The 24,019-nt window shown below is 25.7% G+C and carries 25 protein-coding genes and 1 other annotated feature; of the genes, 6 read left to right on the forward strand and 19 right to left on the reverse strand.

Going from position 1 to position 24,019, the window contains the following annotated elements; translation table 4 throughout:
* The first annotated feature begins 14 nt into the window (after positions 1-14).
* From ACI2WZ_RS02945 to ACI2WZ_RS02965, 5 genes are all read left to right on the forward strand, one after another.
* A complete protein-coding gene (locus ACI2WZ_RS02945) occupies positions 15-818 on the forward strand; it encodes a hypothetical protein (RefSeq protein ID WP_500244556.1) in 804 nt (267 codons plus the stop codon).
* A gap of 11 nt (positions 819-829) precedes the next feature.
* The gene (locus ACI2WZ_RS02950) at positions 830-1,651 is read left to right on the forward strand and encodes a TlyA family RNA methyltransferase (RefSeq protein WP_500244557.1); all 822 of its coding nucleotides are present in this window, start codon (positions 830-832) and stop codon (positions 1,649-1,651) included.
* Complete coding sequence (gene dinB, locus ACI2WZ_RS02955; RefSeq protein WP_500244558.1) at positions 1,644-2,945, forward strand: DNA polymerase IV; 1,302 nt, start codon at positions 1,644-1,646, stop codon at positions 2,943-2,945. The genes ACI2WZ_RS02950 and dinB overlap by 8 nt, the downstream gene beginning before the upstream one ends.
* Position 2,946: 1 nt before the next feature.
* On the forward strand, positions 2,947-3,582 hold the full coding sequence (locus tag ACI2WZ_RS02960) for a SprT-like domain-containing protein (protein WP_500244559.1): 636 nt from the start codon (positions 2,947-2,949) through the stop codon (positions 3,580-3,582).
* 158 nt (positions 3,583-3,740) lie between these two features.
* Positions 3,741-4,430 carry a hypothetical protein gene (locus ACI2WZ_RS02965; RefSeq protein WP_500244560.1) on the forward strand — a complete coding sequence of 230 codons (690 nt, stop codon included), beginning with the start codon at positions 3,741-3,743 and terminating at the stop codon, positions 4,428-4,430.
* Between the two features lies 1 nt (position 4,431).
* On the opposite strand, the gene coaE is transcribed toward ACI2WZ_RS02965, so the two are convergent.
* The 7 genes from coaE to holA form a co-directional block, all read right to left on the reverse strand.
* Complete coding sequence (coaE, locus tag ACI2WZ_RS02970; RefSeq protein WP_023789525.1) at positions 4,432-5,007, reverse strand: dephospho-CoA kinase; 576 nt, start codon at positions 5,005-5,007, stop codon at positions 4,432-4,434.
* Positions 5,008-5,049: 42 nt separating this feature from the next.
* Complete coding sequence (locus tag ACI2WZ_RS02975; protein ID WP_500244561.1) at positions 5,050-6,552, reverse strand: hypothetical protein; 1,503 nt, start codon at positions 6,550-6,552, stop codon at positions 5,050-5,052.
* 123 nt (positions 6,553-6,675) lie between these two features.
* Positions 6,676-7,980 (reverse strand): phosphatase PAP2 family protein, encoded by a 1,305-nt coding sequence (locus ACI2WZ_RS02980; RefSeq protein WP_500244562.1) that lies wholly within the window; start codon positions 7,978-7,980, stop codon positions 6,676-6,678.
* Between the two features lie 42 nt (positions 7,981-8,022).
* Complete coding sequence (locus tag ACI2WZ_RS02985; RefSeq protein WP_500244563.1) at positions 8,023-9,096, reverse strand: hypothetical protein; 1,074 nt, start codon at positions 9,094-9,096, stop codon at positions 8,023-8,025.
* A 13-nt stretch (positions 9,097-9,109) separates the two neighbouring features.
* Entirely contained in the window at positions 9,110-9,388 is a 279-nt protein-coding gene (locus ACI2WZ_RS02990) for a hypothetical protein (protein WP_500244564.1), read from the reverse strand.
* 77 nt (positions 9,389-9,465) lie between these two features.
* A complete protein-coding gene (locus ACI2WZ_RS02995) occupies positions 9,466-10,836 on the reverse strand; it encodes a hypothetical protein (RefSeq protein WP_023789535.1) in 1,371 nt (456 codons plus the stop codon).
* 25 nt (positions 10,837-10,861) lie between these two features.
* Positions 10,862-11,812 carry a DNA polymerase III subunit delta gene (gene holA / locus ACI2WZ_RS03000; protein ID WP_500244565.1) on the reverse strand — a complete coding sequence of 317 codons (951 nt, stop codon included), beginning with the start codon at positions 11,810-11,812 and terminating at the stop codon, positions 10,862-10,864.
* A 132-nt stretch (positions 11,813-11,944) separates the two neighbouring features.
* Here holA and rpsT point away from each other — a divergent pair, with 132 nt between their 5' ends.
* The gene (gene rpsT, locus ACI2WZ_RS03005) at positions 11,945-12,187 is read left to right on the forward strand and encodes a 30S ribosomal protein S20 (protein ID WP_023789539.1); all 243 of its coding nucleotides are present in this window, start codon (positions 11,945-11,947) and stop codon (positions 12,185-12,187) included.
* 16 nt (positions 12,188-12,203) lie between these two features.
* Here the strand turns inward: rpsT and ACI2WZ_RS03010 are convergent, their stop codons facing one another.
* The 12 genes from ACI2WZ_RS03010 to ACI2WZ_RS03065 form a co-directional block, all read right to left on the reverse strand.
* Positions 12,204-14,057, reverse strand: a complete 1,854-nt coding sequence (locus ACI2WZ_RS03010; RefSeq protein WP_500244566.1) for a ComEC/Rec2 family competence protein — start codon at positions 14,055-14,057, stop codon at positions 12,204-12,206.
* Between the two features lie 175 nt (positions 14,058-14,232).
* Entirely contained in the window at positions 14,233-14,760 is a 528-nt protein-coding gene (locus ACI2WZ_RS03015; RefSeq protein ID WP_500244567.1) for a hypothetical protein, read from the reverse strand.
* A 331-nt stretch (positions 14,761-15,091) separates the two neighbouring features.
* Positions 15,092-15,424, reverse strand: coding sequence for a hypothetical protein (locus tag ACI2WZ_RS03020; protein ID WP_500244568.1), 333 nt, complete (start codon positions 15,422-15,424; stop codon positions 15,092-15,094).
* Positions 15,417-18,068, reverse strand: coding sequence for a valine--tRNA ligase (locus ACI2WZ_RS03025; RefSeq protein WP_500244569.1), 2,652 nt, complete (start codon positions 18,066-18,068; stop codon positions 15,417-15,419). Before ACI2WZ_RS03025 ends, ACI2WZ_RS03020 begins: the two co-directional genes overlap by 8 nt.
* 41 nt (positions 18,069-18,109) lie before the next feature.
* Positions 18,110-18,284: a binding site (T-box leader), on the reverse strand.
* Positions 18,285-18,738: 454 nt separating this feature from the next.
* Positions 18,739-19,527, reverse strand: coding sequence for a hypothetical protein (locus ACI2WZ_RS03030; protein ID WP_500244570.1), 789 nt, complete (start codon positions 19,525-19,527; stop codon positions 18,739-18,741).
* Positions 19,528-19,958: 431 nt separating this feature from the next.
* The gene (locus ACI2WZ_RS03035) at positions 19,959-20,114 is read right to left on the reverse strand and encodes a hypothetical protein (RefSeq protein WP_500244571.1); all 156 of its coding nucleotides are present in this window, start codon (positions 20,112-20,114) and stop codon (positions 19,959-19,961) included.
* On the reverse strand, positions 20,092-20,301 hold the full coding sequence (locus tag ACI2WZ_RS03040; protein WP_500244572.1) for a hypothetical protein: 210 nt from the start codon (positions 20,299-20,301) through the stop codon (positions 20,092-20,094). Before ACI2WZ_RS03040 ends, ACI2WZ_RS03035 begins: the two co-directional genes overlap by 23 nt.
* A gap of 159 nt (positions 20,302-20,460) precedes the next feature.
* Entirely contained in the window at positions 20,461-20,676 is a 216-nt protein-coding gene (locus tag ACI2WZ_RS03045) for a hypothetical protein (protein ID WP_500244573.1), read from the reverse strand.
* 395 nt (positions 20,677-21,071) lie between these two features.
* Complete coding sequence (locus ACI2WZ_RS03050) at positions 21,072-21,779, reverse strand: hypothetical protein (protein WP_500244574.1); 708 nt, start codon at positions 21,777-21,779, stop codon at positions 21,072-21,074.
* A 143-nt stretch (positions 21,780-21,922) separates the two neighbouring features.
* Entirely contained in the window at positions 21,923-22,477 is a 555-nt protein-coding gene (locus ACI2WZ_RS03055) for a hypothetical protein (protein WP_500244575.1), read from the reverse strand.
* A 454-nt stretch (positions 22,478-22,931) separates the two neighbouring features.
* Positions 22,932-23,207 carry a hypothetical protein gene (locus ACI2WZ_RS03060; RefSeq protein WP_500244576.1) on the reverse strand — a complete coding sequence of 92 codons (276 nt, stop codon included), beginning with the start codon at positions 23,205-23,207 and terminating at the stop codon, positions 22,932-22,934.
* Between the two features lie 128 nt (positions 23,208-23,335).
* A complete protein-coding gene (locus tag ACI2WZ_RS03065) occupies positions 23,336-23,911 on the reverse strand; it encodes a transposase family protein (protein ID WP_500244577.1) in 576 nt (191 codons plus the stop codon).
* Positions 23,912-24,019 lie beyond the last annotated feature (108 nt).

Genomic DNA, 24,019 nt, shown 5'->3' on the forward strand with positions numbered 1-24,019 from the left:
ATAGGAGGTAAATTATGAATGATACAGATAAAGAGTTTTGACTTAAAAAAATAGCAGAAGAAGAACTTTTAAATAATTTATTAGATTCAAAATCTGAAAAAAAATTAGAAAGCTTTCTTGAAAATTTAAATCAAATAAAAGAAATACTACATATAAAAGAAAAGAATGATAAAAAAATCTTTCAAGAATACAATAATAAAATTGTCATACCAACAGGTAGTGAAGAAACATTAATCGAAGAGTTAAATATTTTTAACAAAAACATGTATGATGATTTTCCAGAACATTATAATTTAGATTTTCCAGAAAAAATAAAAGAACTTAAAAAGGAGTTCACTAAACCTAAACCGATTAAAAAAAATATTTTTAATTTATCTCAACCATATATACAGGAAACCACTAAAGAACTAAATTCTGATGATATGAAAACAATTTTATCTCCGCAAAGTATTATAGACCAAGAAGAATCAGATTATAAAAATGAAACTTTATCAGATGAAGTTAAAGAAATTTATTTGAACTCAGAAGAAGAAAAACAAGAATGTTTAAATGAAATAGCAAATAATTTAAATAAAGGTAATTATAATAAACTTAAATTAAATAGAAGAATGTCTTTAACATGCAATAGATATATGAAAAAATTAAATAAAATTAAACAAAGCTTTATTGATACATATGGTTCAGAAATATTCAAGAAAATTAGAGGGTGAATAATTGAAGAAAATATTCTTTACCACAATGCTGACAAAGAAAAAAAACTTGAGGCATTGAATTTAAAGAAAGAAAAGATAAATGCAAAAAGAAAAAGATTTAAATAGGAGGTGAAAGGATGAAAGAAAGGTTGGACCAAATTTTATTAGACTCAAAACTAGTTGAGACTCGCAGCAAAGCAAGAGGTTTAATAATGGATGGAAAGGTTATTGTCAATAATGAAAAAATAACTAAACCAGGAACATTATTTGATCGTGAAAAAATAAAGCTAAACTTAGTAAATGAGGATAACCAATTTGTAAGTAGGGCTGGTGCTAAATTATCAAAGGCTTTAGACTTATGAAAATTAGATATAACAAACAAAGTTTGTTTAGATATTGGTAGCTCTACTGGTGGCTTTACAGATTGCTGTTTACAGTACGGAGCAAATCATGTATTTGCTGTGGACGTTGGTACAAATCAATTAGATTATAGGTTACGAACCGATAAAAGGGTAACTTCTATGGAAAAAACTAATTTTAGAAATGTAACAAGAAAACATTTCGATAGAAACATTGATTTTTTTTGTTGTGATGTGAGTTTTATATCCTTAGATAAAATATTAAAACCTTTAAAAGATATAGTTGACGATAATACTTTTGGTGTACTTTTAATAAAACCTCAGTTTGAATTAGACAAAGAAGATGTTAAAAAAGGAAAAATCAACTCTAAGATGGATCATAAAAAAGCGATAAATAGGGTAGTTGATTATTGTAATGCTAATAATTTCAGAGTAAACGGAATTGATTTTTCCCCTATTTTAGGAAATAAAAAGAAAAATATTGAATACATTTGTTACATCGAAAAACTAAGTAATGTCAGTCATGAACAACCTACAATAAATAACATATTAGATATAGTTGAAACGGCTTGAAAATATTTTGAGGTTAACAATGAATAAAGTTATTTTCTTATTAGATATGGATGCTTTTTTTGCAAGTTGTCATATGGTTAATGACCCGAGTTTGAAAAATAAAAATGTTGTTGTGGCATCAACTAATAGAAGAGCAATAATTACAACTGCAAGTTATAATGCAAGAAAGTTTGGAATCTCAGCAGGAACACCAGTGTTTAAAGCTAAAGAATTATGTCCGGACTTATATATTGCTGAAAGTGATTTTAATCTTTATATACAATACTCTCATAGGGTTTTTGATATAATATACGAACACTTTACAAAAAATTTTGAAGTAGCTTCAATAGACGAATGCTATATAGATGTGACTAATATTTGAAAAAAACATGGTACAGTAAAGAGAACAGCTCAAGCGATTTTAAATAAAATATTCGAAGAAACAGGTTTAACTTGTTCAATTGGAATTAGTACAAATAAATTTTTAGCAAAGACTGCAGTTGATTTCAATAAACCTTTTGGAATTTCGTTCTTATTAGAAAAAGATATACCAGAAAAATTATGACCATTACCAATAAAAGAAATGCATATGGTTGGCGAAGCTACTGAAAAAATTATGAAGAGCTTAGATATTAATACTATTGGAGATTTAGCGAAAGCTGATGTCAATGCTGTAATATCTTCCATCGGAAAACGTGGCTATGTTTTATGAAATTGAGCGAATGGTATAGGTAATGATTCAGTAACTAGAGAGTCTAGTGAATTGAAATCTATTGGAAACGAGATGACACTTCATTTTACAACAACCAACAAAGATGAAATTGAAGAAATAATATACGAGTTATCACTAAAAGTTAGTGAAAGAGCAAAGAAAAGATATTTGGTTGGTAAAACTATTGCTATAGTTGTAAAATTTTTAAGTGATAGTCATGGCGAATACAACAAGAAGGAAAGAAAGAAACACTTAATAAGACAAGAAACTATCACCGATCCAACAAATGATGTAGAAGTTATTTATTCAGTTGCGAAAGAATGTCTTTATGATATTTGAGAAGGTGATCCACTCTTGTTATTAGGAGTTCGATTAACCAAGTTATCAAATAAGATAGAAGAGAAGAAACAAATAACCTTTGATGAAATTGATTTAAACGATACTGCTAATTTAAATTTTATTGAAAGAATAATTTATGATTTGAATATCAAGTTTGGTAAAGAATTTATTTTCACTGGTAATAAATTATTGATGTATAATGAAAAAAATCGAAGTCAAAGTAAATATTTAAAAAATGATGATGTACATTTATCAAACAAACAAATAATGGATAAATGAAAAGGTGAATAACATGTCACAAGTAGATATTAAATTAGATGATATCATTTTAGAATTGAGATCAATTCATAGGCAACTTAATCAAATATTTTTTGAAGGAAAGCTGCATTCTGTTCAAATCAATATAGAAAATAACATTAGACGTAGAAAAGTTTTAACCCAAGGTACTTTCGAACCAAATGATAATTGAAGTTCAAAAGAGAGTCAAATCACAATATGAACATCTTCATTAGACGGTGATTATTATAATATAATAGCCATCTTGCTACACGAAATGGTACATCAATTCAATTACGAAAACGGAATAAAAGATGTTGAAAATAATCAGAGACATAATAAAAAATTTAGAGATGCGGCATTAAGAGTGGAACTTTCGTTACCTAAAACTGTGAGAGGTGATGGTACAAATTCTAAAAAAGGTTTCATGTTTACAGAACCTAGTGAAAGTTTAAAAAAAATAATAGACGAAAAACTAGATTTTAATAAATCTGTATTTAGTCTTAAACATACCTATGCAATAAATAGAGCGCAAAAGGGGTATAGTAGTAGAAATACTTACACTTGCTTAGGTTGCAACTTAAAGATAAGTAGTTCAAAAGAACTAAATTTAAAATGTTTAGATTGTGATTTAACTCTTACCATCAAATAAAGTGTATATATTTAAATATACACTTTATTTGATGTATTTGGTTTATTCAGATAATATAATTATAAGTTACTTTTTTTGACCCCCTATTGTTTTGAGTTTAAAAAAAATGGTAAAATTAGTATATTAAAGTCTACTTTAAGACTACTGGAGGTAAGCACATGTCAGGTTTCGCACCAAAATTTTGTCCCACACATTTAAAAATTCACGTATGTGAGCTACAAAATGTAACTAAAAAGGTTTCTAATATTGAGAATGATTTAGGAGCTAAGGTAAGAAGGTTGCACGGGATACAAACAGAAGAAGAAAGACTTAAAGAAGAAGCAAAGCGAAAGCCACAAAAAGGTACTCTGGGAGATATTTTAGCCAGAGCTAAAGAAAAAATAAAAAAAGAAAAGGAAGAGTACACTAAAAAAACTGGGATTGATAGTGATACCGACTCTAAACCAGTTACTCAAGAAGAAATATCTGACAGAATGGCATCACTGAGAAGAAAAATGTTAGGAGGGGAAGATATTATCAAAACTGATAACTCCCCTATCGTTGAGCCTATAACAACAAAGAAAAATAAAAGTTCTTCACCCAAAAAACAAAAAAAATCTACACCTCCTATTAAAGAAGAAAAGTTAGAAGAATCAAACAAAAGTAAAAAATTATTCACAGAAGAAGAAACACAAGAGTTAATTCAAAACGCTGTTAAAGAAGCTTTAAAAAAAGTTGGGTATTTGAATGATACTAAACTAAAGACAGTTAAGACAACTTCTAGTAATACAAAAAAAACAACCAAACCACAAAATGTAAAAGAAAAAACAACAAATAATAATAGTAAAACAAAAAGTAAAAAATTATAGACTAACTCATTAAGATTTCGTCTATAATTTTTTTTATTTGTTTATGAAATTGTGAAATATTATAATTATTTTTAATAACATAATCGAACTCACAATTTTTTAATTGTTCTTTTTGATACTTAGTTATTTTTTTAAACTCATTCATTCCCCTTTTATCTCGCTTCAAAGTATCAGAAAAACGTTTAGTTCATTTTTTCTTTAATAGTATTTTCTTATCAAATTTCATATCAATACCATTGATCATAGCAGCTTCAACAACTATCATATCTTTATCCATATTATTAGAAACTATTGTTTTTATTTTATTTGAAATAAGCGGTCACATGAGAGATGTAAACTGGTTATTTAAAAATGTGTTATTAAATACAATATTTCTCAATATACTTTTATCAATTATATTATCCTTTATTGCTTCTGAGACATTATTTTCAATAAATCTCACAACATCTTTGTGATATAAAAATTCTCTTGCTATTTCATCAGCTTCGATGATTAAAACATTTTTCATAGTTTTAACATATTTTAATAAAGTTGTTTTACCACTACCAATAAAACCACTTACTCCTACCAGTTTCAAAATAAACCCTCCACAAAAAAATCTAATTTACATTAGATTAGATTAATTATATATTATTTTATTGGCATAATTAGATAGCTTTGTTTTGATAGGAGACATTAATTGAAGAACTTCTAGACAAGTATCTCGATAATCTTCATAATCTTCAGCTTGCTTTGCTTCATCAAGTCTTCTAAGATAATTAGCTTCTTTTTGAATATGTCTGAAGTGAGTTGTCAGTCTTTCTTTGATGCAGTATCCAACCTTTGCAAGTAATGCTTCTTTTCTGAATGCGATTGCAAATATTTGTTCTACAACACTTTCAGCAACTAAAATATTTCATGTTTCAATTGCAACTCAATAATCATTAATTAGTTCTGTTAAATCATCAAGATACCTTCCAAAAATATTTAAATCTTTTCTTTTGGTTAAATTTTCAATCATTTTTACAAATCTTTGATCAGTATGTGTTAAATCTTGAAAATTCTCTTTGATCTCCTCAAAAATAAAGTTTCAGTTTTGTGAGTCTTTAGTTTTAACAATAAAATCATATTTATTCTTATTTTTTGTATAAAGACTGCTATTAGTATTTTTAGATATTTCAAGCATTTTCAATAATGTTCTATAATAATTTAAACATTTTCGCTTCAATTCTTCTTTCTCGTTACTCAACTCACTTGTTTGACTTTTGTTCTCTTTAGCTTCCAATATTATTGATTTCAAATTTGGTTTTTTAACATATTCATAATCAGGAGTTAATTGTGTCCCAACGTATGCATCAATATCTTTTAAAACAGCTATATTGATATTTCATCAAGCACATTCTCCTATAATAACACCAATAAAAGATATAAATAATATAGGCAATATTAACAATGTTGGCGTTAGAATTCACCCTCATTTCAATAATTCATTATCACCTGCCATGTAAATTAAACCATCGTAAAACCAAACCAAACTAGGTCAGTAGAATGCTTTATAAAGTTTATCTGCTGATTCTGTTAATATATTTGACAAGGATTTTACAATTTCTGAATTAACCATAGGAGTGCCTTTAAAACTATATTCTCATAAAAGTCCTATCGAGAATGGTGCAGAAGCATTCAAGGTGATTAAACTTCCTAATACCAACAATACTATACCTATTCAACAAATTATCATTGTTAGTTGATAACCCCTAATAGGTTTAACTATTCTTGCAACTCCTTTTTTAGTTTTGTTATTATAACCTACATTATGAATAATAATTCTGGTTAGAATCAAAAATAAAATTGAGCCACCTATAATCCACGGTAGATAAAATAATGTAAATTTATTTGGTACAAAAATAAAATAACCATCTTTGTAAAAAATAAAACTTAATATACTAGGCATTCTCTTGTAGTCTCTGACATAGAATAATGTGTATATTTTTTCGAATGATTCATCAATTCCTGTTTCACCAATAACTGCTGGTGAGAAAAACATTAGAGTTCCGAATAAGAGGTATAAAAAAGCAAAAATAGCTAGTGAAATTAACATAAATTTAGATTTTCTATTATTTTTTAAAATCTTTATTTTTTTCAAAACACTTCCTCCAAAACTATCTTAAAGTTATTATATAATAATAAGTTATTTTATATAAGCAAATGAGTAATAAATAATTAATTTAAGTGTGTTTATAAAAAATTATTAATTATATAACTAATATTAATTATTCTTTATAATTTTAGATTCAGTTATTGAATATTTTTTAATTAAATTCTCTTTTTTATGCTCATTAGATGCTTTAAAAGTGCTTATATAATAATTTCTATTATTATTGATTACATAAAATATTATATTTTGTCCTTTATTTATAAATAAACCTTCGTTTTCAAGTTGTCTTTTCATTCTTGATTTGTTTACAAATTTTCAGACATTTTTGTCAACCAATCTATTAATAATGGGTATTGATACCAAACACAAACAAATAGAGAATGAAGTATCTGTAATATAATGCCCTCTCATAACAACCGTTGCAAAATTCATTGAAATTGCGTGTAAAGTTATGATATACATCAATATTATTTTATAACTTGATAACTTACGTTTTTTATTTTTTCCAACAAGTAAATAAATGAATGTTCCGTTAGTAAATGCTGATACAACATGACCAGAAGGAAAAGCATAATCAAAAAAACTTCGACCCGCAAAAGAGTTATTGTCTCGTAAAAAGAATGCATTAACTTTTCATCATGGTCATTCCCCGTTTATATTACTCGTATAACCATTAGTTAATTCATAGAAATTTCCAAACCTTAAGCCTGAATTCAAATAACTTTGTTTTCAATCTTCGCTAAATTTAGAATAAAAATCACCAAAGAAGATATTGTAGTAATAAGGTCTACCAAATAAAACTTTTAAAAAAACAATAATAAAATAATTTAAAAAAACAAACATCAAACCTTTGATGGCGTCAATTCAATACTCTTGTTCAAAAATATCTTTACGCTTTGGGAACCTTACGATCATATAAAACATAATAAAAAATAAAAATGGTAGTTCGTAAGAAGAAGCAACTAACTTACCAACAATTTTATATTTTATACTATCAAATATTTCTATATCATTACCTAAACCAATTCCATTGTCCACAAAAAACAAAGTACAAAGTTCATATGCTCATGCACTTAATCAAGCAGTCACAGCAAAAATGATTATACTTTTTGTTAATCAATGTTGATTAGAGTATCAAGATGCTGGTTTTTTTATTCTCATATATTGAAAATGCGTTTGTAATAATATCGACCCTAATAATAAAAATAAGACAGATAAATCCATATTACCAGCCATCAAATAATACTGTGACCAATACTTTCAAACTTCATAACTCAATGCTTTTTCAAATATTTTAGCTAACTCTAAATCATTTTCTCAAGGGCTTGCATAAATAAAAGCAGAGAGACTTAAAATAAACACAATTGCTCCGGGAATAAAAATAAACCTAAACATTTTTTTATCTTTGATAATCATAAGGTCCTCCACAAATAATGCAAAAATTTTTAACTAGTAATTTTAATATTTTAAGAATTGTTCAAAGTCAAGTTTTAGATCTCGATAAGTAAGACAATCATTAATTAAACGAATTTGATTCTCTACAAGTTCGAATGGTTTAAACGAGAATTTTTGAGTTTCTCCTAAATAGATACCCTCTTCTTCAATTATATGTTCAGGTTTTACACAAGCAGAAATATTTTCTCTATCCATTTTATTTTGACTAGTTAAATATTTAAACATAGGTCGGTACTCACCTCTACCAGGTCCCATATTAACTAAACCAAATGCAAATCTAGGATCAACAACAAAAACGCTCAAAACATTTAATTTTGTTCTTTCATCCATAAAATGTGCAATTGTCTTGTTAGTAAGTAGGAATGAAGATTTTTCCAACATTGAGATTTTATACATTTTTAAAAAAGTATTATTTACAATATTGTGAAAATAATAATCGACAAACTTATAATTTTGTTCAAGATCAAAATCATTAGGAATTATTATTTGTTTTTTATATTCTTGTTCACTAAAATTTATTCCTGAGTTTTCTACATAATCATATAAACTTTCAAAAGTTCTAGAAGTAAATATGTAATCGTACATTTCAAATATAACATAACTTATTATTGATAAGATTGTTCTTCTAACTTCTGATGGTGTTTCTTTATTTACAGCATCGAAAAGTCTATATCTTTTATCCCTAGACACAAAAAAATATTTGTAGTCGCCATTTAGTAAACTAACTAAAAAATAGAAATATTTTATAAAAAGAACTTCTTTACCTGTCAAAGAAATATAACCATGTTCTTTATCTACTCTTCTTTCGATTATAGACTTTGCAATTTTTGAGATTTGATTATATCTTTTATTTATTCTATCAATGTTAAAACTCGTGTCTCAAGAAAACAAAACATTTATAAGAGGTTCATTGTATACATCAACTTCAATTATTTCATCTGATTGAAAATCTATATATTTAAAACATTTTGTACCATCTTCTTTGGTACTTATTCATTTATCTAAAAAACTACTTGGTAATATTAAGTTCTTTTTAATCCTTTTTTTTTCTGAAATTTCATTATACTTTTCGAACATGTTTTTATCCTCTTTACTCATTCTCAATCAATCATAATTGTTTAGTTGGAGAAATCGGTGTTGCTGTAATTATGGTCTTCGTACCTATATCTATAACTAAAAAAATGTCTTTTTTATTAACTTTAATATAAATGTATTTTGTAGTTTCAAAGTGTTCAGTTGAGTTTTCAATCAAGTCAAGTACCTTTTCTTTTAATAAAAACTCTTCTTCATTAGGAAGTAAAAGTCTTTGACGAATTCTGTGAATGCTGTGGGTTGAAAAATTAAACTGATGACGATAATAATAACCCATAATACACACCTTCTAATTACTTTATAATATTATTATAATGAAAAATCAAACTAAATTATATAGTTTGATTTTTTTGTCTAATCATTTTTAGGTTTGTTACGACCTTCTCTTTTCTCTTTAATTTTTCTGTAGAAATTGTCAACCTCTTCTTGATTTTCGTATAAAGTTGGATCCATTTGATATTTGCGACCTTGAAGAGCTTCATTAATTAGTTTTTGGTATTCTTGTGTAGCTCTGATAACTTTTTGTCTATCTAATCTTGGATTAATTGAAATCAACACTATTAATGATGCGAATGATGCTATTAAAAATACAAATAATAGTCAAATAACCGCTTTTATTAAAGGTAGATTAAATTTACCTACTAAGAAATCTACTAATCTTTTTATATCTCCATCATTTATTTGAATATCTTTTTGAGTAGAAAGGAGATTTGAAATGTTTTTTTCTAAATCATTCATACCAAAAATATATGAAAACCCGCCAATACCAGGTGTTATAACGATAGCGACAAGGAATATTACTGGAACAATAAGGTTATAAATTGGAAAAACAAATTGTTCTCTGTATCTCTTCGGTGGTGCAACTATTGTATAAACAATTCATGAAAGCAGTAACATTATTAAAATAATCATAACGTAATTGGCTTGACCTGATTTAATTCCTAGTAAAGAACCACTATCGATAATCCCTGTTTTTCCACCAAGGAATTTTCAATTTTCAAATAAATCTTTAATTTCATCAACAGATGCTCCTACATTTTGTTTTTGAAATAAAAATAATAGATTAAGAACAAGATAGAACAACCCTGTCAAGCCGAACATAACACCAAATACTAATTTCACTCACCTAATATACTTAGGTTTAGTCAAATATGGGTAAAATCTTGGATCTTGCATTGGTGGGATCGGTATAGATTCACCCTGATAGTTGTAGTTGTTGTTGAAATTTTGGTTGGTATTACTATTTGATTGATTAGGTTGTTCATCAGATTTGTCCACCACTTCAACAGTTGGGTTTTCTTTTGTATCTTCATTATAAAGATTTTTCATTTCTTCTGATACTCTACTATTTAATTGGATTTCTTTCTCACTGATATCAATCAAACTATTATTCAATTCATCTCTAGATACACTGTAATTATTTAAACAAAAAGTAAGTGTATAAGAATAATCGGCATATATGTCTTCAAGTTTTTTATTATCTGGTTTTTCGAATTTGATTTTTTGTTTTAAGATGTTTACAATTGACTTTCCAAAAATAGGACTTCATTTTATATCCTTATACAAAGTCTTTTCTTCTACTTCTAAAAAAAGTAGATTGTTAACCATTTGAATTACTTGTTCTTTAAAATTATCATCCAAAACAATTTTTGTTCTTAATTTTTCATTCTTTACGATATTAAATAAAGAAATTACAGTGCTATCATATATTTTTTGTGCTTCCAAGACAATCTTTACCTTTCAAATTATATTAAACAAACATTTTTAACAACATTACAGAAGGAATAATCTTATTATCGATAATACCTTCTTTGATACTTTTATCTAATATATATAACAATTTGATTTTATCATTAATTTGTGTGATATCTCACTTATTTTGCTCCATTAATTTTTGTATTCTGTAGGGATTTTGAGACAAATATGAAGCTATTTGTGAGTTGCTTTGCCCTTCTTCTTTTAATATTATTGCGTTTCTTAGTATTATAAAACTATTTGCTAAAAGCATCAAAAACCCGAATATATCTTTATTACTTTCAGAGTAATCTTTTCAGCTTTTTAAAAATTTTTTAATATCATTAGTCAAAAATGCATTGGCTATTTCAAAAGTGTCATATTGCATATATTTGTTGAAAAATGAGTTAATAACTTCCTTAGTTATCTTTTTTTCTATGCTCAATAATTTGTTCAACTCATTTGAAAAAATAGACATGTCTATCGGTATTAACTCTAAAAATGCTAAAATTGCATCTTCTTCAAACTCCTTATTTAAAGTGGTCAGTTTTTTTATAACTAATTCTTTTTTTGTTTCAAATGTTGGTTGATCAAGTTTGATAATTTTCACTTTACTTTCAAAAAGTTTAACTATTTTTAGCCTTTTTGAGATTTTTTCACTGTTTAAGGTATATATAAAGGTTACATTATTTGATTTTAATTCTAGAAAATTCTCAATATATTTTAAATCAAAGTCACTATTTAATTTAACTTTTGATTCATTCATAAATCAGCAATCATTAATAATTATTAGTTTTTTGGTATTAAATAAAGAATATGTTTTGGCTTGTTCATCGATATTTCTTATTGAGTGATCTATCAAAGAATATGTATATATTTCATATTCTTGATCAGACGTTAGTTTTTTAGTTATTTTTTCTACTTGTTTTTTTATTAAATAATTGTCACTAGAATAGATAAAAAACATACTCAACACTCTTCTTTCAATATAATTAAACACTATTTTTTGTAAAATATTGTATTTTTATTTGTTTTGCTGTCCAAAATACTCTATAATCATTTTGTATATGTGAAATTTTACTATAAAGGGGTGAATTAGATGGCAAATATTAAATCACAAAAGAAACGTATTTTAACTAACGAAAAATCTCGTTTGGCTAATAAAGCTTTTAGAAGTCAAGTCAAAACTGCTATCAAAAAAGCAGCACTTGCAAAAAAAGATGGACTTGAAGAACAAACAACTTTAATCAATACTGCAGTGAGTTTGATTGATAAATCAGTAACTAAAGGAATTTGAAAAGCAAACAAAGCAGCTAGAGAAAAATCAAGATTGATGAAATAATTATTCTATGAGAGTTTTATAACTCTTTTTTTATTTCTCTAACAATATTGTCATCAATTTTATATCTAAAGCTATGCCTAGAATATGTAACACTAGTTTTGCAGTGAATTTCATTCAAAGTATTGATAGTTTCTATATTAGGGAAAGGTCTACTAGGAATATTTTCACCAGAAATAAAACAATACTTTGGTTTTAATAAGCTTATAAATTCTTTTGAACTACTTGTCTTACTTCCATGATGACCTACTTGCAATAAATCCACTCCATTTCCAATAGATTCTATAAATCTTTTTTCTGTTATAACTCTATATTCTCTTTTCTTAGTAGTGTCACCCGTAAACACCATTTTTCTATTTCCAATTTTGACGACTGAAATTTGTGAATTATCGTTCTCATCTTTATTTCCATTTTCGACAAAGTTGTCTATTTTTAAATCCTTATAACTAAAAAATTGCACCTTGTCATAGTTGTAAAAAATATTTTCAATATTATATTCATCCTTGATAGTTTCCAATAAATTATAATGGTCCTCATGATTATGTGAAATAAAAACAGTATTGACAGTACGAACCCCTAGATAGTTCAAATAATCTTTTAAAAGGTTTTTACCATAACCACCCTTACCTTTACCTGTATCAAATAAAAAAGCTTCACCACGATGTATCAATACAAAACTGTTTCCATTACCAACATTTAACATATCAACTGATGAATAGTTTAATTTAAATTGATTTCATTGAATCATAAAAAATATGATTAATAGTAACGTCCCTTTTATTAAATTTTTTGTTATTCTACGAGCTAATTCACTTTTCACGAAAACAAACAAACACAAATAATAAGCAAATATCAAAAAAACACTGAAATGTCCACAGTGAGTAATGACATTATTAGTTTTCAAGAAAGCGACTGTCTCGTTTAAAGTGGAATAAAAAAAAGTAAATATAGGATCAAGAAACTGAAGAAACCCAAAAAAAGATAAAAAATAGCAAATAGAAATATTTGGAAGCAAGAACATTTGTTGTATTTCACTTATTCAAAAAACTTTATAATCTAAGTACATTTGAATAGGAATAAACACTAAATTTAAATTTATAAAATTCAATACTATATTAGAAAACATTCTTCTATTTTGAAACTTTTTTAAAAACACAATAACTACCGATGAGTATATAAAACCAATATTATATACATATAAAGGGTCCCAAATTAGCATTATACTCCATACCAAGGAGTTTTTTATTGTCCGTTTCAGAGTGATACCCCTTATTTTGGCAAACCAATTTATGAATGAAAATATAATAAATTTCAGTAAAATGCTTGGTCACCTTAATAAATAACAATAAATCAAAAGTAAAAAAGTAAAAACTATTTTATACTTTTGAAGTTTTTTGCATTTTCTAAAAATAACTTTATTAAAGATCAAAGCTATACCGTATAAATAAAAACCACTCAGATTTAACATAAAACTTAAACCTAACTCAACAAGATTTTTATAGATAGGGTCATTTGTTCTTTGTTGATAGAAAAATAGGTTCATCAATTCAGTACCTTGAGTGTTATTAAAGAAATAATAACGCAAATTATGGAAGCTATACTTTTCAATTGTATAATTCATTATTTCATAAATAACATTTTTGTCATTTAAATAAGAACCAAAGTCAAACTCTCAAAAGTTAGCATAACCATTGAGTTTTTTAAAATCCCCTACTATCTTTACATACTCCCCTACCGCTAATTTTATCTCCCCTACTCTTAAATAATATTTATCTAGTCCCTTCGATAAGAGGAAATAGTTATCTTTGACATCATAGACTTGGTAAAAATTTATACTATTGATTACAAACAGATTGTATTTATAGAAAATCAAAAATAGACACAAAAATATAACCCACACTGTTAGGAATTTATAGCTATTTTTGATATCAACCAGGTATGTTAAAAATAGAATTGAGTAAATTGATCAAATAAGATAATCAGAATTAAGTTTCTTTGTTAAACAAACTAATACAATATTAATAGCTGTCAATATGATGTAGTTAACATTAGTTAACCAAACGCCATAAAGCTTCTTTAAAAAATTGCCTATTATAATCACTCCCAACATAGATTTTTTTGAGTTTTGTTAAACACATTTCGAAACTTAATGAATAATCTTTAAATATTTTTACGGTTTTATTACTAACATTGGTTGATATTCCCCTAGTTTCAAAAAAGCCTACGGTAGTTTTAAATCTTGATACTTTTATAGTTTGTATATGTTCTTTTGGCAATAAGTTAATTATTTTTTTACTTTTGTAATCTTTGTTACTTTCTACGTAAAAAATATTATACAAATGTAGTAGTTTATTTTTCTTTAATAAATCATACTCATCTTTTGCATCTTTTATATTTTCAATATAATCAGGCATAAGATTTTTATCCTTTAGTTGTATGTTATATTTAACTTTCAGAGTAATCTTATTGTCAATTTTATTTATAGTTGCCGTACTGTTGTTACGAGTAAATAAGAAAATACAAAATGCAATTAACAACAAAATTAAAATAATAAAAAAGTAATGAATCTTTTTCAAAGTACCCTCCACAAATATATTCGTACGTTTTTTTTTTTTTTTTTTAAAAAAAAAAAAAAAAACCTTTAGGCGAGATAGATCTTTGATAGAATTCAATCATCGCTTATTTAAGGATTTTTTATTATCTTTATAAAATATTAAGATGGTATTTTTTTAAGATGCACACAATCTTTTGCGGGTTTATTGTATTTGTTGATAGTATCATAATACATTCCAGTCTTTATGAATCCCGCTTTCTCCATGACTCTTTCCGATGGTACATTTTCAATATCGTGTAAAGCATATATTTTTTTATATTTAAATTTTTCAAATGCGAAGTCAGTTAAAGTTTTTACAGCCTCTGTACAATATCCGAGATTTTGAAAATTTTATTAACAACATAACCTATTGCATAATCTTTCTCATAACTTCTTATATTTATCGCTCCTATAACCTTGTTATTAGTTTTTAATTCAATTAAAAACTTTCCTTCTGGTTCATTTAAATAATATTCTTGAATATTTTTTTCTGTATCAGTAATTGATTTATGAACTTCAAATGAAAGAAAATAATTTATCTTTTCGTCACTACAATATTCAAATATATCATGTTTATATTTTTCTTCACACCGAATTAAATTAATTCTTTCACCACCAATGAACTTAATTGGTTTTCATTTAATCATTTTTATTGATATCCGAAAGCTTTTCTAAAATTATATTGTATTGATTTTCATACTGATCATATTTTTTTCTTTCGTTTTCGACCTTAGAAGCATTAGCTTTTTTTAGAAAGTTTTCATTATTTAATAAGTTTTTGCTTCGTGTAAGTTCGTTTTCTAATTCTATTTTCTTAGAAATCAATTCTTGTAACTGTTTTTCTTTATCGATGAAATCACTATTTAATATTTCTAAAAAACAATCATATAAAGGTATAGAAGTAATATCATTTGAAGGAGCTTTTTCTAATGAAACATTTGAATTACATAATAAACCTAAATATTTATTCAAAATATTTACAAGACTTTTTATTTTTTCTGACTCCTGAGAGGTTGAACAATTAAGGTAAAAAGATAATGAAATAGAATTTTTTATGTTGTGTATTGCTCTAAATTCACGTATTTTTGTTATTGATTCTAAAATAACTTCTTCAAATAAGTCATTCTCAAATGCAAAATTAACTTCACTTCAGCTTTCTAACATTATAGATTCTTTTAGATCAAAATTCTGATAAATTTCTTCTGTCACAAAAGGCATGAATGGATGCAACATTATAAGTATATGTTTAAGTACATATCCAAGAGTTTCTTTAGTTTTTAATGCAGCTTTATTATTATCACCAATTTTAGCTTTTGCTAACTCTAAAAATCAGCTGCAGTAATCGTTTCAAATAAAATTATATAAAGCTTTACCAGCAATTGTGAACTCAAACTTGTCCATAGCAGATTTAACTTCTTTTTTAGTAACAGACAAGCGATTTAATATTCATTTTTCTAATTTGTTATCTTCAAAAGAAAAGTTTGACGTACTTAAAATAAAGTTTGTTTCATCAGGAATAACATCAATATACATCATGACAAACCTTGAAGCGTTTCAGATTTTATTTACAAAGTTTCAACTTGATCTTATTTTTTCTTCGCTATAACGTAAATCCTGACCTGGGGTTGAGTTAGTTAAAAGAAAAAATCTTAATGCATCAGCACCATAATCTTCGATAACTTTCATAGGGTCCACGCCATTACCAAGTGATTTTGACATTTTTCTGCCTTCTTCATCCCTAATAAGTCCGTGAATTAGAACGTTTTCGAACGGTTTATAACCTGTGAATTCAAGACTTTGGAAAATCATTCTAGCTACTCAAAAGAAGATAATATCATAACCTGTAACCATTGTTGAAACTGGAAAATATCTTTTCATTAAATTTGAATCTTTGGTTGATGATCAATCCATTGTTGAAAAAGGTCATAGAGCAGAAGAAAATCATGTATCTAAAACATCTTCATCTTGTACTCAATTTTCAATATCGGTTGGTGGATTGATATTAACATATAATTCACCTGTTTCTTTATGATATCAAGCAGGTATTTGATGCCCTCATCATAACTGACGACTGATAGTTCAATCATTAGCGTTTTCCATTCATTTTAAAAGAACCTCATTAAATCTTGAAGGATAAAAATTTATCTCTTTTTCAGAATTTTGTAAATTAATAACTTCTGTTGCTAGAGATTCCATTTTAACAAATCATTGTTCTGATAGATATTGTTCAACAATAGCACCACTTCTTTCAGAATAACCTACTTGATGGACAATATCTTCTTTTTTTATAAATGTTCCTTCATTTTTTAATTTTTTAACCAAATTTTCTCTTGCTTCAAAACGGTCTAATCCTTCTAAATCTTTAGCTAGCTCATTTAAAGTACCATCTGTATTCATACAAATTGGCATTTCCAAATTATATTTTAAACCAAGTTCAAAATCGTTAATATCATGTGCGGGTGTACACTTCATAACCCCAGTTCCGAATGCTATATCGACATATTCGTCTGCTATAACAGGGATAACTTGCTTATTAGCTGGATTTATAACATTTTTACCGATAAAGTCTGTATAACGACTATCGTTGGGATTCACAACAACACAAACATCACCAAACATTGTTTCTGGTCTTGTAGTAGCTACTTCTAAATATTTATCACTATTAGATTCTAAAATATATTTGAAGTGATACATCCCACCATTTGTTTCTTTGTAAATAACCTCGATATTAGAAATAGCGGTTTTTTGTTTAGGATCTCAATTGATTATACTTTTAGATTTGTATATCAATCCCTTTTTATACATTTCTACAAAAACAAAATTAACAATTTTATTCATTTCTGGAGAATATGTAAACTTCTCTTTTGTATAATCTAAACTTAAACCAAGTTTTTTCCATTGTTCCCTGATAGTATTGGCATACTCTTCTTTTCATTCTCAAGCTTTTTCTAAAAACTTCGCTCTACCTATTTCATATCTAGAAATCCCTTGTTCCTTTAATTTCTGTTCAACTTTAACTTGAGTTGCAATTCCCGCATGGTCCATTCCAGGAATTCACAAGGTATCATAGCCAAATAGTTTTTTGTATCTAATTAGTGCATCTTGTAGGGCACCATCTCACGCGTGACCTAAATGAAGCTTACCAGTTACATTTGGGGGTGGAATAACAATTGAATATGGTGGTTTATTTGAATCATTTTCTGCTACAAAGAGATTTTTTTCCATTCAAAAATCATATTTATTTTCTTCCACTGCTAAGTGATTATATTTTTTTTCTAACTCTTTTTTCATACTTTCTCCTTTTTAAATAAAAAAATCGTTCCTTCTTATATATAAGGAACGAATTAAATCCGCGGTACCATCCTGATTGACTCAAAAGTGAGTCCACTCTAAAATATTTAGTTTAATTAACCATACAACCTTCGGTATTTTATAATATTAGTTCGCACCAACCACTAACTCTCTGAAAGAATAAAGATACCTACTCCTTATGTCTAGAAATATTATACACTTTTTTTGGGTTTTAATCATTTATATACTCAACCTACATGCTTGAAGTCTAAACTTTCGTTACTTTTCTCTTCTTTAAGTTTTTATATATCTTGAGATTCTTATAGTATTTATATAGGTTTTTTAACCCAAAGCATCTTAAAATTGTTTTCATATAAGTTTATTAAATACTATAATTATATATGCATATAAATTACTTCATTACTATAATCTCAGTAAATACTTAGATATTTTTTTCTTTAAGTCTTTGTTTTTTTTATTGTACTTATTTTAAAATAAAGCATTTTATTAACCTTGTTTTAATTGATTCAAACAAATGAGGAAATAAGTAACTATTATTTCACTTATAAATATCTGAATTTAACAAGTGTACAACACTCTTACAAAATCATCTAAGAAGTTATGATAAATTTAGATGCGTTTTTTATTTGAAAAAATTATAAAAAATAACCTAGTAGAGTTCAAATTTTGAGAAGACTAGATTTAAAATGAACTTTCAGTTTTTGATAAATCAATTTTTACTTAACTCTAATCCTTTGCAAGTTAAAGTAGGTGTCAATTCATAATATATTAATCCTATTTTTTGATCACCTTTAAAAAATAACTCTTGAAAAAATCTTTCCCTACTTGAGGAATTACTTAAACTACATCTAAATATCTTAAAATGAAAATTATTAAATACATCATTTAAAGCTTTTGCATTATTCAAAAAATCACTATGTTCATCCGAATTATAATTTTCATAAATTTTCATGTTGTTCTCGTTATTGTAATAAATACTATTAGCTGCATCACATCTGATATATTTTATCTTAATATAGGTAGTTTTTATGTAACCTTCAACAAATAAATGATAAGATCTTTTAAATTTATCTAAAAATCTTGCAAAATTACGATCAAAATCGAATTCTACATACTTTTGTACAAAGAGTGACATATCAAAGCTTTCTTTTTTATATCAATCATCTTTTTCTAATTTCTCAAGATTTATTTTTATATTCAAATATACTTTTGTCTCTTCATTTTTAAATTCTAGATTTTTTCTTCTTTTATCATTTTGCTTTAAATTAGAAATATCAGGATAAATATATTCTTCATAACCATGTTTTACTAACGGCACGTTTTGAGAAGTATACTTTCCAAAACTATTAAATTCAGTAAAAGATTCAAGAAAAATAGCTTTTAATAAGTATTTTTCATAATCTTTTTTAAATTTTTTAACTTCCTTGTTTGTATTCATAATTTTCAAGCCTCAATTTTAATTTTTGTTTATTTAGTACTTCTTTTTTCGATTTTTTACTGGCTTTAAACATATTTAGTTGAAAGATATTGAGGCAACTCCTAATATCTTTATTATATTTAATTTTTATTTAAATTTAAACCATTTAAAGAAACTTTACTTAGTTAGGGGTAAATATAATCGCTCCTTTTTTTAATTTCTCATTTATGCAATACAATAAACTAAAATTGCATACATTTTTATTTTTTTAGCGATATTTAATTTATTTACTTTAAGTTAGTCATGACTTTTTTTAATTTTTAGCAGATCACAGCACATTTAATTAAGTTATGTTTATTCATTATTTGCGTATTTGCGCTTTAAATCACCTTATTTCTTTTTTTAATCAAAATAAAAACTGTTTTTACATCAATTATAAATATTTACTCGATCTATTTTTTACCCCCTTTTTTTTCTCTCATCCCTTCATTTTTATCTAATATTGAATTTTTGTAGTGATTATTTTTAAAATCTTTTAAAAACTGCTCATTTAAAATTAGAGGTTCACGACTCAAATAACTAGTTCTAACATCATTTTTTTGCAACATTAACAATAATATTACAATCAGGGTCTGTATCAAACATTATTGGTAATTCTTCGTTATTATTTAAACTATTTCAAATAGTACTATTTTTAAAATTATCAGCTAAATAATCAATATAACGATTCTTCATGTCGTTCTTTTCTCAACTATGTTGAATATCTTCATCTTTGAGTTTTAAACTATATTCCACTAATACCTTAAACAGTGATTTAAAAGTCAAGTAAGTATCTATATCTTTATTTTCACGGTCAGCGAAAGAGAAATCTAAATTTCCTATAAAACCATAACATTCTTTTTCTTTAGAACTCGATAAGGTTTTTTTATAGTCATAATCATTTATTGGATAATTTTATATATTATAACTTCCTATTTTCAAATTATTATCTACTATTTTAGTTCAATCATTGAAAGTAATCAAACTCTCTCCTTCTGTTCAAATTTCATTATCTTTTTTAAACATTATTTGGTATTTATTTGGCTCTGCATCCTTTAATTCAACAAAAGCTCTAATACTCTTATCTATGGTTATAAACTCTTGTTTATAAAAATTTCTATTAAACAACATATTTAATATTCATTTCTTTTGAAATAAAATTTTCTTTATAGCAATCGTTGCAAACTTCTAAAAGTGTTTTTGCCCCTTGTTTATACGAACTTATTAATTTGATATTTTCTTACTTTAGATCAATACAACATAGTTCACAACTATAATCATAAATTTCATCTCGTATAATCATTTTTAAACCTTTCTATTTTCCCCATAGAAAATTGGTAAATAAAAAACTAGCAGTAGCTAGTAACAAAATATTAATTTAAACAAAAAAATAGAGCACTAGCGCTGCTAGTGCTCTATTTACTACTATTATAATAACATAGTTTTTACATTTCCATATATTTTATATATAATATGGCTTAAATTATATTTGATATTATTGCAACAATTCAATCATTTATATCCATTTAAACAAATATTTCATCAATTATATAAGCAAAAATTTCTGTAAAAGTATCAATAATATCCATATCCCGAATAATATTTGGTTTGTCGTATTTTATACCATCGTTTTTAAGTGGGTGAGTAGCCAAAGCTAAACTGCTTAATGTGGTTATAATTTTTGTATTGTTAGAATCTAAAAACTTAATCGCTGTTGATTTTTTATCTACTTTTAAGTTTAAAGGGTGTTCAATTGAATTTCTTAAGAGCTTCAAATCCTCAAAAAAATATATATTTTCATTTGAACATTTTCTTAATTTTTCTATTTCCTTATAAAAGAAATAACTGCTTCCGTTTCTATTAAAGTCTTTACTTTTTAACTCATCAATTAAAATATTTGGATCTGTTTTAAAACATTCTCTAAAAAATAAACTAAGCTCTATTAAAATCGTTATATTTAATGGCAAAGAATAAAAAATTAATCCCTGATATTCTTTATAATTCAATGAATCAATTTGATTAAAAATATTTTTAAAAATATTATAATGTATTAAAATTTGGCTTTCTGCAGAATTATATCTTTCAGCAATAATAGTGAATTCTTCTTTATTTGTTACATTTTCTGGCAAATAAAGAATAGTATCCCGATATTTTTTAAAAAAGTTAATTCGCCTACTATCAAATTCATTAATTAAACTTTTTAGTTTTTTTAGTTTTATATCTAGATAGGTCATGGTTCTTTATACTCCTGATTTTTATATTCTTTCATATTTTTTCATCCTTTAAATTTATTTTATTTTAATTTTCACACTACAAAAAAAATATACTCCCTCATTTCCAGTAAGGATAATTTTATAAGTACTTTCCTCCATATTTTTTACCTATCTCTTTCCTTATTATTAGCCTTCAATTCCCTAATTTCTTTTTCTAACTCTAATATTCTCTTTTCTTTTTCAAGCATTTCAATTTTATCAACGTCATTATTATTTTCTTTTAAAACAGCTAAATCGTAAACTTCTTGCAATTCTTCTACGGTTTTCTTTTTCTTTCATATTTCAAAATGTTTTTTGGCAATATTTTCGGCATTTTTTAATTCACTATCTTGGGTTTGTTCGAATTTTAATTCTTTATATAAATCATTTATATATTTAAAAACTATTATTTCAAACATTTGATATGAATTTGAATTAATACTTAATCTTGTTCCTTGACTATTATAAGTTATTGGAAAACTATTTATCAAATGAAATGAAATATTATGGTAAACATCTAATCCCTCAAAAATTTTTTCCTTGATTTCAGTATATTCATAAACTTTATCATCTAATTTTGAAATGCTTTTTCTTTCATCTTCTTTTAGCAATTTTGATTGTTGTCTTTGTTCTACTGGAGGAATACCCAACAGTCATCCTAGTGCTCTAAAAACTGACATTATATTTCCCTTTCTTAAAAGATATATTTAAAGTTATTATAATAAAAAGTATGTCTTATAGACATACTTTTTATTATTTCTTATCTTTTTTAACTTTATTTATTTTTGATACTAAATTTTCTTTTTTGTTTAAGCGCGTCAATTTTAGGTAAATATATTTTGTCAAGTATACAAAATGTTTTTTATAAGAATACTTCAACCAAGTTTGAAGTATTTTTTTTCATAATTTGAAATCTAAATAAGCATACGCTGGAGGGCTCTTGTGTTTAATCATTATTCTTTCATAATTGTAAAACTCTATATAATTGTCGGTTGCTATTTTCAACTTGAGAAACTCAATTTACTTTAGTTTTATTTTTCACTCTTCTTTTAATGATGAAAAAAGGTTTCACACATCCCATTATCAATAGAATTACCTGGTCTAGATAATGATATTATAATATTATTTTTTTAGCTAACGCTTTGCAAATATAGATGTATATTGATTTCCGTTAACAGAATGGATAATAAGTTTCTTAGATAGATCTTGTCTATGAAGCGAAGCTTTCTCAAGTGTTTTTCTGTAAATATCTATGTCATTTTTTAAAGATACCTCATGACCTACTATGAATCGAGTGTTTGCGTCTTTCAAAACACTTAAATATGCAAATTTTTTTATTGAAAGGTATATATGTAATATCTGTAACTCAAAGCTCATTTTTTGAATACAAAGATTAATTTCTATCGACATGATTAGGACCATAAGTTATTTTTTTTTACTTCTTTTGGTTTTCTATACATCTTTTTTATTCTTATAACTGAATATAAATTGAATAATTTCATTATTCTAGCAACTTTAGATTGACTTACTACTATGCCTTAATTATTTAAAATTATTTTTATTCTGGGTGCACCATAAATTCCATTGTTTATTATAAATATATTTTTTATTTTATATGCTAAGTCCATATCTATATTTGTTTCATAATCCGGTTTATTTTTACCACATCAACGATAATAACTCGCTCTTGTGACATTGAATAATTTACATAAAGAAAGAACCGTGTATTTGCTATTATATTTAACTATAGTTTTGTAATACTTTATAATTTTTTTTGAATCCTCCATCAGTTCATTGAACTTTTTTAAAACCTCATTCTCCATTTCTAATCATTTTAATTTTTTATTAAGTTCTGCAATTTTCTTATCTTTTGGATCTTTTGACTTTATTCTAATCTTTACGTTGTGCTTATTGTGTTTTCCAGTTTTTGAAATAAGCGACTCATCACCAAAAACTTCTCAATCCATACACATTCTTCTAGCTGTTGAATATGAAATATTGTACATTTTTGATAGGTCTTTATAAAATAAATGTTTATCAAAATGCTTGATAATCAACTCTTTTTTAGTATCAAAATTTAGGATGTTTGATTTGTTTTCTTTTAAATTAGCCATATAAAAAATTCTCCTTGTATAATTTTATGTTTTTTTTAACATAATGTATACTTAGAGAATTATATTCATTTAGGGTAAATTACTCTATCTTTTTTTGATTTTCTTCTA

It is taken from the genome of Spiroplasma endosymbiont of Megachile willughbiella, from assembly GCF_964273395.1.
Classification (GTDB): domain Bacteria; phylum Bacillota_I; class Bacilli_A; order Mycoplasmatales; family Mycoplasmataceae; genus Spiroplasma_A; species Spiroplasma_A apis.